This is a genomic window from Flavivirga aquimarina, from assembly GCF_030540835.1.
Lineage (GTDB): Bacteria > Bacteroidota > Bacteroidia > Flavobacteriales > Flavobacteriaceae > Flavivirga > Flavivirga aquimarina.
In genome coordinates, this window is the sequence record NZ_JAUOEK010000184.1 from 43,244 (window position 1) to 55,412 (window position 12,169).

Genomic DNA, 12,169 nt, shown 5'->3' on the forward strand with positions numbered 1-12,169 from the left:
TAATCAAAGTGTTGATAACCTATTCAAATGGTTAAAAAGTTTCCATTTTATGCAACAAAACACATCAAATATTATGTATTTTTGCGAATTATATAATAATTTCAGTTTTAATGAATACAAACGCTTTTGCATTGCGTCATATCGGCCCTAGAGAAGAGGATCAAAACCTTATGTTAAAAACCCTTGATATCGATTCTTTAGATCAATTGATTTATGAGACAATTCCAGATGATATTCGCTTAAAAAACGGGTTAAATTTGGAAGCTCCTATGACCGAACATGAATATTTACTCCATATTCATGAGTTATCTAAAAAAAACAAAGCCTATAAAACATATATTGGTTTAGGCTATCACCCAACTATATTACCTGCCGTAATTCAAAGAAATATTCTTGAAAATCCGGGTTGGTATACAGCCTATACCCCTTATCAGGCAGAAATTGCTCAAGGAAGGTTAGAAGCGCTTTTAAATTTTCAAACCATGGTCATCGACTTAACCGGTATGGAAATTGCCAACGCGTCGCTTCTTGACGAGAGCACGGCTGCTGCAGAAGCTATGAGTTTGTTATTTGCAGTTCGTGAACGCGATCAAAAAAAAGCAGGGATCAATAAGTTTTTTGTTTCCGAAAACATATTACCTCAAACCCTATCCTTATTACAAACCAGAGCAACCCCTATAGGTATTGAATTAGTTGTTGGTAATGAAGATACTTTTGATTTTTCTTCCGAATACTTTGGAGCTATATTACAATACCCTGGAAAAAATGGGCAAATAACCGATATTAAGACTTTTATAACTAAAGCAAATGAAGCGAGAATTAAAGTTGCTGTTGCTGCCGATATATTAAGTTTAATAAAACTGGAAGCTCCCGGAAAATTTGGAGCAGATGTCGTAGTTGGCACAACACAACGTTTTGGTATCCCTATGGGATATGGAGGGCCGCATGCTGCCTTTTTTGCTACTAAAAAAGCCTATAAACGTGATATACCTGGTAGAATTATTGGCGTTACTAAAGACAAAAACGGCAATAGAGCCTTACGTATGGCTTTACAAACCCGCGAGCAACATATAAAAAGAGATAAAGCGACTTCAAATATTTGTACAGCTCAGGTTTTATTAGCTGTTATGGCAAGTATGTATGCCGTATATCATGGCCCTAAAGGGTTACAATTTATAGCTAATAAAGTTCACAACAAAGCCTCCGAATTGGCAAAAGCCTTAGAAAAATTAGGATACAATCAAATCAACACATCCTACTTTGATACACTTCAAATAAAAACAAATTCTAAAAAAATAAAAGCAGTAGCCAAAGAGAAAAAAGTAAATTTATATTATCCAGATAAAGAAACCGTAGTTATTTCAATTAATGAAACAACTGCGATTAGAGATATTAATTACTTAATTTCTGTTTTTGCAGAAGCTGCTAAAAAAGAAACCGTTACTATTTCGAATATTAACAAAGCCAATAATATTTTAGAAGCTACACAAAGAACATCTACTTTTTTAACATCAGATGTTTTTAATACACACCATTCTGAAACCGAATTAATGCGTTACATAAAATTTCTTGAACGCAAAGATTTAGCATTAAATCATTCTATGATTTCTTTAGGATCTTGTACCATGAAATTAAATGCTGCCTCAGAAATGTTACCATTAAGCTGGTTTAAATGGGGTAATATCCATCCATTCGCACCGTTAAAACAGGCTAAAGGCTATTTAACAATATTAAAAGAATTGGAAGACCAATTAACAGAAATAACAGGTTTCGCTGCTACTTCTTTACAGCCAAATTCTGGAGCACAAGGTGAGTTTGCCGGACTTATGGTTATTAAAGCCTATCATGAATCTCGCGGTGATCATCATAGAAATATCTGTTTAATTCCATCATCAGCACACGGTACAAATCCTGCTAGTGCGGTTATGGCTGGTATGAAAGTAATCGTTACAAAGTCGACTGTAGAAGGTAATATCGATGTAGATGACTTACGTGAAAAAGCAGAATTGCACAAAGATAATTTATCTGCTTTAATGGTAACTTATCCTTCTACACATGGTGTTTATGAGTCTGCTATTAAAGAGATTACTCAAATTATTCATGACAACGGCGGACAGGTTTATATGGACGGTGCCAATATGAATGCCCAAGTAGGGTTAACAAACCCGGGGAATATTGGAGCAGATGTATGCCATTTAAATTTACACAAAACGTTTGCCATTCCACACGGTGGTGGTGGCCCAGGCGTTGGCCCTATTTGTGTTGCAAAACAACTCGTACCATTTTTACCTGGAAACCCTATTATAAAAACTGGAGGAAAAAAGGCTATTACAGCTATTTCGGCTGCACCTTTTGGATCTGCTCTTGCTTGTTTAATATCGTATGGTTATATAAAAATGTTAGGAGCCGAAGGTTTAACAAAATCGACTAAAATTGCGATTTTAAATGCAAACTACATCAAACATCGTTTAGAAGGTAGTTTTAATACCTTGTATTCTGGTGAACGCGGACGTGCAGCACATGAAATGATTGTAGATTGCCGACCTTTTAAAACACATGGTATTGAAGTAACTGATATTGCAAAACGTTTAATGGATTATGGTTTTCATGCTCCAACAGTATCTTTTCCAGTAGCTGGTACTTTAATGATTGAGCCTACAGAAAGTGAAAGCAAGGCAGAAATTGATAGATTCTGTGATGCCATGATTTCTATTAAAAAAGAAATTGACAAGGCTTCTAAAGATGATGACAATAATGTTTTAAAGAATGCACCACATACATTAGATATGATAACATCAGATGAATGGTATTTTCCTTACTCTCGTGAAACTGCAGCCTTTCCTTTAGAATATGTTAGAGATAACAAATTTTGGCCCAGCGTAAGACGTGTGGATGATGCTTATGGTGATAGAAATTTAATTTGTTCCTGTACGCCTATAGAAGCTTATGTAGAGGCATAAATAGCCTTTTGAACATCGTAAATTAAAACAAAATCGAATTTGCCTTTTATTAAAAATAGGTATCTTGCTTGTACACTAAAAAATTTTAAGGCATTTTATGAATATAAAGATAACTGGTACTGGGAGTTATATTCCGTCTAACGTTGAAAAAAACATAAACTTTCATAACCACACATTTTTAAATAATGACGGAACTTCTATAAATGCAACAAATCAAGTCATAGTAGAGAAATTCAAAGCTATTACAGGTATTGCTGAACGCCGTTATACGAAAGAGCACTTAAACTCATCTGACTTAGGTTTTTTTGCTGCAGAAAAAGCTATAGAAGATGCAAAAATAGATCCTGAAACTATAGATTATATCATAGTAGCCCACAACTTTGGAGATGTTAAACATAACACGAACCAAAGTGATATGCTACCTTCTTTGGCCTCAAGAATTAAGCATAGTTTACGTATTAAAAACCCAAAATGTGTAGCCTACGATTTACTATTTGGTTGTCCAGGTTGGGTAGAAGGTGTTATCCAAGCCAAAGCATTTATAAAATCTGGCATGGCAAAACGTTGTTTGGTTATTGGATCTGAGACACTATCTAGAGTCGTTGACAAGCATGACAGAGATTCCATGATTTTTTCTGATGGTGCCGGAGCTACTATTCTTGAAGAAACCAGTGAAGAAGGTGGGATTTTATCACATGAAACAGCAAGTTTCACTTATGATGAAGCTTATTATTTATATTTTGGGAATTCAAACAATCAAGAACTACCAAAGGATACACGGTATATAAAAATGGATGGGCGAAAAATTTACGAATTTGCACTCACTAACGTCCCTAAAGCCATGAAAACTTGCCTGGATAATAGCAATATTGATATTAAAGATGTAAAAAAAGTGTTCATTCATCAAGCCAATGAAAAGATGGATGAAGCCATTCTAAAACGTTTTTACAGACTTTACAGAACCGATATTCCGGAAAATATTATGCCTATGAGTATTCAAAAATTAGGTAATAGTTCCGTGGCAACCATACCAACTCTTTTCGATTTGGTGAAAAACAATAAATTGGAAAATCATAGTTTAAACAAAGGCGATGTTATTATTTTTGCAAGCGTTGGAGCTGGTATGAATATAAATGCTATTGCCTATAAATATTAAAAAAATCCTTCTTTTTAACATAAGTGAGACGGACATCTCTTTTAGAGATATCATCTGTACAAGTTACTATAACCGATAATCGTCTGAAGGCATTTTATTATCATTGTAATTACCAATCTATCCATCACTACTCCAAAGAGCCATCATCATCTAAATTTCTAGAAAAAAGGCCTTGAATCTCATTTATTTTCTGGAAACTCCTCATACTATATAAGTTTATGAAAAAACAATAGTTGTATTAATAATGAGAAAAGTAAATAATATTTAATCGTAGTTAATATCATTAAGAAAAGTGCGTGAAGCTACTTTATTTTAATAAATCTAAATATATTTACATGTTATAAATCCGTTCCAAAAACATGAAAATCCCGCAAATATTTTATAAATTAATCTATCAAAAACATATAAACTATGTTTTAAGAAATTTAATATCTCTATTGCGTCCTATTCTACCTAAAAAACTCCGACTACCTCCTTCTGGAATACTTAAATTAAACACAAATTCGGGGCCAATAAAAATGGCGACTAACCAAACCAGTTATCTCACACAATTACTTTTCTGGGATGGTTATAAGAACTTTGAATATTCAGAAATTTTCGAAAAACTTTCTAAAAATAAAAACATAAACACTTTTTTAGATATTGGTTCTAACATAGGCTATTATTCGTTAATAGCATGTAAAGCTAATCCAAAAATCAAAGCGTATGCTTTTGAGCCAGCTCTTGGGCCTAAACACTTTTTAAAAAAGAATATAGTTTTAAATAACCTCGAAAAAAACATAAAAGCTCTTGACTTAGCATTGAGTAGTACAACAGGTTTTATCGATTTTTACGAAGTAGAAAGCTTAAAATATAAAAAGTTACCATATAATTTAGCAGGAGAAGGTAATGCTGGCACAAAAACAACATCAAGGAATTTTATAAAAAATACGGTAAAAGCAACAGACTTAAAAAGCTTTGTAAAAACTGAGAAAATTGAGAAAATCGATTTAATTAAAATCGATACTGAAGGTACAGAGATTGATATTTTGAATTCAGGAATAGAAATCATTAAATCATTCGAACCAATAGTGATATGTGAAACATTATTTAATACCATTGAAAACGAACTAGATGATTTTTTTAATACATTAGATTTTGAATTTTTCAATCACACACCGTATGGTTTAAAAAAAGTTTCGAGTATAAAAAGAGAAACAGATAATGGTATAAGAAACTGTTTCTTTGTACCAAAGTCAAAATTAGAGTTAGTTTCAAGTTTCATATATAAAGGTTAAATTTATAAATGAATTTCTATATTATCATTCCAGCACACAATGAACAAAGTTCTATAGGACTCACTTTAGATTCGTTGGCAAAACAGTCCTTACTACCAAAACGTATTGTAATTGTAAATGATAATTCAACAGATAAAACTCAGGATATTGTCGAAGTTTATACTGAAAAGTACGCTTGGATTTCTCTAGTAAATTCTAAATCATCTAACGAACATTTACCCGGTTCGAAAATCATTAATGCCTTCTATAAAGGATATGATACTTTAGATGACAACTATGATGTGATTTGTAAGTTTGATGCCGATTTAATTTTTCCTAATAATTATCTAGAACAACTGGCCAATCATTATAAGAAAAATGAAAAACTAGGCATGGCTTCTGGCTTTTGCTATATTGAAAAAAATAATAATTGGGTATTAGAAAACTTAACGCGAAAAGATCATATTCGTGGTGCATTAAAAGCCTATAGAAAAACGTGCTTTCTTCAAATTGGGAAGCTTAAACCATCTATGGGCTGGGATACCGTAGATGAGTTATTAGCTAAGTTTTATAATTGGGATATTTTAACTGATGACTCTTTAAAAGTAAAACATTTAAAACCAACTGGTATTAGTTATAATAAAGCTTCAAAATATTTACAGGGAGAAGCTATGTACAAAATGCGTTATGGGTTTATTATTACTTTAATTTCTGCAATGAAATTAGCCTACAAAAAGAAAAGTCTTAGGTTATTTAAGAATTATATGTCCGGTTATTTTAAAGCTAAAAAAAGTAAAATTGAATATCTTGTTTCTGAAAAAGAAGGGGAATTTATCAGACGCCTACGTTGGAAGGGGATGCTAAATAAATTTAAGTAATTCAAAAAAACAAATTTTATATAAAGAACATAAGAGGTTCGATTTATAAGATTCCCTCCCGCCCCGATAGCTATCGGGAGCTATCGGGATTCGAGGGAATGACAAAATATACTATTTAAAGCTCCATCCTTTATAACTGCTTGAGGATTCTAGTTGAGTCTCTAAAGTATCGTCTAATTCGGGAAAGAAATCGATTCCAGTTAACCTTTCAATAGAATCTACAGAAACGACAAATTCATATAATGGCGCATTCGATTGTTTATGAGGTATCAAGAAAGCTATCATCTTTGTTTTACCGGAATTGTTATCAATTAACACTTTATAAAATTGATTAGGAACGGCTACCTCATCGTCACCTATAGTATGCATCTGTCCTTTTAAAACACCTCCTGTAACAACAAAAACACCATCATATTTATTGGCCCAATAACGCACTTTCTGTTCAAGTTTATTCCATATCCCCGAATTAAATTGGTGCTCTTGTGGACTAATATTACTTGTTAAAAATGTTTCATCATGAGCCATTTTACTATACCGCCTATCTCCTGCCGGACATAAATGTCCGCGATCATATCCTGAATTTTTGTAACTTTTCCAATGCGCAGCACCTGTTTTTACAGCATTATCTATTTCAAAATAAGGACGCTTAAAATTACTATTAGAAAGATGTGCTTTTTTTAATTCATAAGCCACCCATTCGGCTTGCTCGTGTGGTTCACTATAAGACAATGAATACCCATCGTGATGAATTATTTGCTCGGTTGTGCTTGTAGGCAAAAAATATTCATTCGTACTATTTTTAACTTCCTTTCCTGTTTCAACAATCTTATGCTGTTCTTCTTCATTTAAAAAATACTCATAACCATAAATTCCGAAAACAATAAGAATTGCTACGAGTGAGTAAATTGTCTTTCTATTCATACTCTAATCTAAAACAAACTCTAAAGGCTGTCCGGTAGCTCCGTTTGGAAAACTAATATTTAAAAGCGCAGACATGGTTGGAGCAATGTCTGTTATTTCTGTTTTTTGATATGTTTCACCATTTTTTATACCCTTTCCAAAAAACAAAAGGGGTACATGCGTATCGTAGTTTAAACCACTGCCGTGTGTAGATCCTGTTTTTGAGTAAGAGATAAACGCAGGGTCGTTTACTAATAAAATGTCTCCTGACCGTTTTTGATTAAACCCATTTTGCAATAACACTTCAATACCGGTAGTAAAATCGACTTTGCTCATAGTGGTAGCCGTATAAGCTTTTGAAATATTTTTATATGTTATTTGCTCATTCACAATAGCATCTTGTACCTCATCTAACTTCAATCCTAATGCTTTAATTTTTTCTCTATTTAAGAAAATTTGACTGTTACTAATATTCTCCAAAATATCTGTTGTTCCAAAAGTAGTCTTTAGAAACTTCTGGAATTTTTCTTTACGTTCTGCATTATTTAAATATCCTGCTGGAATTTTTACAGACTGTAAATATGCAGGGACATCTACAGCTCCATGATCTGCAGTTAAAAATACTGTATAAGCTCCTTTTCCTACCTTAGCATCAAGAATAGTAAATAGTCTTTCTAAATCTTTATCTAACCGAATATATGTATCTTCAACTTCTTTTGAATTTACTCCAAACTTATGCCCTACATAATCTGTGCTAGAATAGCTAATAGTTAAAACATCTGTAATAGCATCTTTCCCTAATGCCTCACCCTCTAATGCTGCTAAAGCAAAATCTGTAGTTAAACTGTTTCCGTATGCGGTCGCTTTTAAAATATCAAAGTTGCCGTTTTTTTCTTTTAATACATTTAAGTCATAAGGAAACGTTGCTGTTTTTTTTCCTTTAAACACACCTTCAAATGTATTTAAATCGCTTCCACTCTCTATATACGAATCGATGTCGTACATAGTATTCCAAACTTTGAAATAAGACTCAGCGATATCAGATTTGTTAAAATCCTTTACCCATTTTGGTAAATCATTCATATAAAATGAACTGGAAATCCAATGACCTTCATCCATCCCATGAAACCAATAAGCAGCATTTGCTGTATGTCCGGCAGGTAAAATAGCACCTCTGTCTTTAATAGAGATTCCTATCGTTTTACCTCTCATTTGAGTAAACAATCTATTCTCGTCTGCTAATGTTGATGTTTTCATTCTATGAGGTGACATTTGTCCTGCTATACTTTTAGTTCCAATAGATTGAACGGAATCATTTCCAGCACAATAAACATTACTCTTGGTTTCTTTATCATACCAGTTATTTCCTATAATTCCATGGTACTTTGGTGTAGTGCCTGTATAAATCGATGCATGTCCCGGACCTGTATAGGTTGGTATATAATTAAAATGATTGTTCTTACAATTAAAGCCTTCATTCATCATACGTTTAAATCCACCTTCCCCAAATTTATTATAAAACCGTGTTAAGTAATCATATCGCATTTGATCGACTACTATGCCCACAACTAACTTTGGATTAGATTTAACAACATCATTGGCAGTTTCATTTTGGCCTTTAAATGACATGCAAAAACAGAAAACCAAACAAAACGAAAATATATTTTTCATCACAACAATTTTATTTCTACAACCCAAAAATACAGATTTTAAAGCATCATAAATTAAAATTAGGGTTAAATACTATTAACTTTTTTTTACTTTAGCGCTAACAAACTTTAATATGACATACCTTAGTAATATTGGTGCTTATTTTTTAATGATTGTTGAGATGTTTCGCAAGCCTACCAGATGGTCTGTGATGAAGAAATTAATATTGAAAGATATTGACGATTTAATTATAGGTTCTCTAGGCATTGTTGCATTTATATCATTTTTTGTTGGTGGTGTTATAACGATTCAAACCGCTCTAAATATAAACAACCCGCTTATTCCTAAATATTTAGTTGGATTTGCTACCAGACAATCTATTATACTAGAGTTCGCCCCAACCTTTACCTCTATAATAATGGCAGGAAAAGTTGGTTCTTTTATAACGTCTAGTATAGGTACTATGCGTGTAACAGAACAGATAGACGCTTTAGAAGTTATGGGTATAAACTCCTTAAATTACCTCATTTTACCTAAAACAATTGCATTATTACTATATCCTTTTGCAATAGCCATAGGCATGTTTTTAGGAATTTTTGGTGGTATGGCTGCGTGTGTTTTTGGGGGTTATACATCTTTAGAAGATTATATTTTAGGAATACAAACCGATTTTCAATCTTTTCATGTTATTTACTCATTTATAAAGACTTTTGTATTCGCTTTTATTCTTGCCACAATCCCTTCTTTTCATGGTTATTATATGAAAGGTGGTGCTCTTGAGGTAGGAAAAGCAAGTACGACATCTTTTGTTTGGACATCTGTTGTTATTATACTGTTAAATTATATATTAACTGATATGATGTTAGGCCGATGATAGAAGTAAAAAAATTACATAAATCGTTTAGTGGTGTTGAAGTTTTAAAAGGCATTAGTACCTCCTTTGAAAAAGGCAAAACAAACCTTGTTATTGGACAAAGCGGTTCTGGGAAAACTGTTTTTCTTAAGTGTTTGTTGGGGCTATTTGATTACGAAGAAGGTGCTATTGAATATGATGGAAAAATATTTTCTCAATTAACAGAAGACGAAAAGCGGAATCTCCGTGCCGAAATTGGTATGGTATTTCAAGGAAGTGCTTTATTTGACTCTATGACAATTGCAGAAAATGTTATGTTTCCATTGCAAATGTTTACAAATCAAAGTAAAAGCGAAATGGAAGATCGTGTAAACTTTGTTCTAAATCGTGTGAATTTAGAAGATGCCCATAATAAAATGCCTAGTGAAGCCTCTGGGGGTATGCAAAAACGTGTTGCAATTGCCAGAGCTATAGTAAACAATCCTAAATACTTATTCTGCGATGAGCCTAATTCTGGGCTTGATCCTAAAACAGCTATTGTTATAGATAACCTCATTCAAGAGATTACAGATGAATACCAAATTACAACCGTAATTAATTCTCACGACATGAATTCTGTAATGGAAATTGGTGAAAAAATTGTCTTCTTAAAAGATGGACTAAAGGCTTGGGAAGGCTCTAACAAGACCATTTTCAAAACTGATAACGAAGTGGTAACAGATTTTGTCTATTCTTCTGAGCTAATGAAAAAAGTTCGCCAAATGTATATTGAGGAAAAACAATAATAGCTTAATCGAATATTTTATTAGTTAAAGTATAAGAAAAGCTCTTAAACGACTCGGTTAAATTAAATATCTTTTTTGATTCTTTTTTTAATAGTAACACTTCAAGATTTGTTAAATTTTAAAAATATGGAAAATTTAACAAAATATATTTTTATTTAACAAAAATTCAATTTTATAACATAATATTAACGAATAACAAAAAAGATAGTCATAAAATTATGATTATATTAAAAAAATGATTAATTTGGTTAACCAGTTTGGTAAACCAGTTTTTAAAAAATTAGATTTCGATAATATAGATTAAACAGCAATCAACTAAATATTGCTTACTTTAAACTATAATATTATGAAAAAAAATGAAAATTATTTAAGCAGAACATTTTGCTTGAACGTACTACTTATTGGAATATTATTTCTAATAGCTAGTTGCTCTAATGAACCCCCTACCATTGACCTTGCCAACGAAATAGAAGAAGAAATAGTGGACGAAAAAGGTCCTTCTACGGCTAAATCTTCAAAGTCTGTCAAGATGTCCATCACTGGAATTTCTGCCAGTGCTACGCATAGCTCTAATTACTCTGCTTCCAGAGCCATAGATGGCAATTTAAATACAAGATGGACTGCCAGTGGAACTGTATATCTATATTTAGATCTTGGTTCTACAGCATTAATTGACTATGTTAAAATTGCACATCACGCAGGAAACAGTAGGGTATACACCATGAAGTTCCATGTACGTAATTCAACTAGTGCTAGTTGGAATCTTGTCGGAACTAAATCGAGCCCAGGAAACACTAATGGCCTTTATGATTACGACCTAGTTAACAGTAATAACAGATACATGAGAGTTACATGTACTGGTAATACTTCGAATGGTTTTAGTGATATTAAAGAACTGGAAATTTGGGGTACGCCTGGTAGTGGTAGCAGCGGAAGTTCGGCTAAAGATATTTTGGGTGGCCTTACGAATTGGAAATTAAACGCATACTCCGGCTCTCTTAATGTAAGTAGTAGCAACAATGGCTTATCTTATGTTGACAGTGCATCAAAAAATGATAACTCTAATTGGTTTTATGGCTCCAACGGATATGCTTATTTTAAAACGTACCCTGGTAACCCTACAAGTAGTAGTGGTACATCTAACCCAAGAACAGAATTAAGAGAAATGACCTCAAACGGTTCTAGTTTAATACATTGGGACGGCACCACTAGTACCGAGCATAGTATGAAGTGGACCGTAAGAGTGGATGATTTACCACCCTCAGGCAAGGTATGCTTTGGTCAAATTCATGCTATAAGTGGATCTTCTTTTGATGACATCCTCAGAGTGCAGGTACAGGGAAGTAGTGGACAAAATTCTGGATCTGTGACATTAAGGCTTTTAGGGTATGCCACTGAGGACCTATTGGGCAGCGGACAGTCTATTAATTTCAATTTCAATATGGATACAGCTTATTCGTTTGAATTAACCATGCAAAATAAAATCGTAAAACTTTATGCATTAAATTCAAGTGGTTCAAGAACATCAACACTTTTTACTTCTGGTAGCATAGATTCTGATGCGAATTATTTTAAAGCAGGATGTTATTTACAATCAACATCAAGTAGCGATAGTGGTTCTTCAGTTTATGGATTAGTGGGAATTTCGTCTCTTAGCGTTTCTCATTAAAAAATAAAGTAATAAGTTCAGGATAGCTAACATTAAAGCAATAAAAGCGGGAGATTTTTCTC

9 protein-coding genes are annotated in these 12,169 nt (G+C 32.9%); 7 read left to right on the forward strand and 2 right to left on the reverse strand.

The annotated features are described in order from the left end of the window. Positions 1 to 110: 110 nt before the first annotated feature. From gcvP to Q4Q35_RS20290, 4 genes are all read left to right on the forward strand, one after another. A complete protein-coding gene (gene gcvP / locus Q4Q35_RS20275; protein ID WP_303279869.1) occupies positions 111 to 2,960 on the forward strand; it encodes an aminomethyl-transferring glycine dehydrogenase in 2,850 nt (949 codons plus the stop codon). Between the two features lie 97 nt (positions 2,961 to 3,057). Continuing rightward, on the forward strand, positions 3,058 to 4,116 hold the full coding sequence (locus tag Q4Q35_RS20280) for a 3-oxoacyl-ACP synthase III family protein (protein ID WP_303279871.1): 1,059 nt from the start codon (positions 3,058 to 3,060) through the stop codon (positions 4,114 to 4,116). A gap of 359 nt (positions 4,117 to 4,475) precedes the next feature. After that, entirely contained in the window at positions 4,476 to 5,393 is a 918-nt protein-coding gene (locus Q4Q35_RS20285; protein WP_303279873.1) for an FkbM family methyltransferase, read from the forward strand. An 8-nt stretch (positions 5,394 to 5,401) separates the two neighbouring features. After that, positions 5,402 to 6,250 carry a glycosyltransferase family 2 protein gene (locus Q4Q35_RS20290; RefSeq protein ID WP_303279875.1) on the forward strand — a complete coding sequence of 283 codons (849 nt, stop codon included), beginning with the start codon at positions 5,402 to 5,404 and terminating at the stop codon, positions 6,248 to 6,250. Between the two features lie 111 nt (positions 6,251 to 6,361). On the opposite strand, the gene Q4Q35_RS20295 is transcribed toward Q4Q35_RS20290, so the two are convergent. Both Q4Q35_RS20295 and pafA read right to left on the reverse strand, forming a co-directional pair. After that, the gene (locus tag Q4Q35_RS20295) at positions 6,362 to 7,171 is read right to left on the reverse strand and encodes a DNA/RNA non-specific endonuclease (protein WP_303279876.1); all 810 of its coding nucleotides are present in this window, start codon (positions 7,169 to 7,171) and stop codon (positions 6,362 to 6,364) included. Positions 7,172 to 7,174: 3 nt separating this feature from the next. After that, positions 7,175 to 8,821 (reverse strand): alkaline phosphatase PafA, encoded by a 1,647-nt coding sequence (gene pafA / locus Q4Q35_RS20300; protein WP_303279877.1) that lies wholly within the window; start codon positions 8,819 to 8,821, stop codon positions 7,175 to 7,177. A gap of 112 nt (positions 8,822 to 8,933) precedes the next feature. On the opposite strand from pafA, the gene Q4Q35_RS20305 reads away from it, so the two are divergent. The 3 genes from Q4Q35_RS20305 (at position 8,934) to Q4Q35_RS20315 (ending at position 12,107) form a co-directional block, all read left to right on the forward strand. Beyond that, positions 8,934 to 9,674 carry an MlaE family ABC transporter permease gene (locus tag Q4Q35_RS20305; RefSeq protein ID WP_303279878.1) on the forward strand — a complete coding sequence of 247 codons (741 nt, stop codon included), beginning with the start codon at positions 8,934 to 8,936 and terminating at the stop codon, positions 9,672 to 9,674. Then, positions 9,671 to 10,438: an ABC transporter ATP-binding protein gene (locus tag Q4Q35_RS20310; RefSeq protein ID WP_303279879.1), complete on the forward strand. Its 768-nt coding sequence runs from the start codon at positions 9,671 to 9,673 to the stop codon at positions 10,436 to 10,438. Before Q4Q35_RS20305 ends, Q4Q35_RS20310 begins: the two co-directional genes overlap by 4 nt. A 346-nt stretch (positions 10,439 to 10,784) precedes the next feature. Continuing rightward, positions 10,785 to 12,107: a polysaccharide lyase family 7 protein gene (locus Q4Q35_RS20315; protein WP_303279880.1), complete on the forward strand. Its 1,323-nt coding sequence runs from the start codon at positions 10,785 to 10,787 to the stop codon at positions 12,105 to 12,107. The last annotated feature ends 62 nt before the right edge of the window (positions 12,108 to 12,169 follow it).

Coding starts and splice junctions, on each gene's coding strand:
- Q4Q35_RS20295 (WP_303279876.1), bottom strand. CDS start 7,171: ATGAATAGAAAGACAATTTACTCACTCGTAGCAATTCTTATTGTTTTC.
- Q4Q35_RS20310 (WP_303279879.1), top strand. CDS start 9,671: ATGATAGAAGTAAAAAAATTACATAAATCGTTTAGTGGTGTTGAAGTT.
- Q4Q35_RS20305 (WP_303279878.1), top strand. CDS start 8,934: ATGACATACCTTAGTAATATTGGTGCTTATTTTTTAATGATTGTTGAG.
- Q4Q35_RS20290 (WP_303279875.1), top strand. CDS start 5,402: ATGAATTTCTATATTATCATTCCAGCACACAATGAACAAAGTTCTATA.
- Q4Q35_RS20280 (WP_303279871.1), top strand. CDS start 3,058: ATGAATATAAAGATAACTGGTACTGGGAGTTATATTCCGTCTAACGTT.
- pafA (WP_303279877.1), bottom strand. CDS start 8,821: ATGAAAAATATATTTTCGTTTTGTTTGGTTTTCTGTTTTTGCATGTCA.
- gcvP (WP_303279869.1), top strand. CDS start 111: ATGAATACAAACGCTTTTGCATTGCGTCATATCGGCCCTAGAGAAGAG.
- Q4Q35_RS20285 (WP_303279873.1), top strand. CDS start 4,476: ATGAAAATCCCGCAAATATTTTATAAATTAATCTATCAAAAACATATA.
- Q4Q35_RS20315 (WP_303279880.1), top strand. CDS start 10,785: ATGAAAAAAAATGAAAATTATTTAAGCAGAACATTTTGCTTGAACGTA.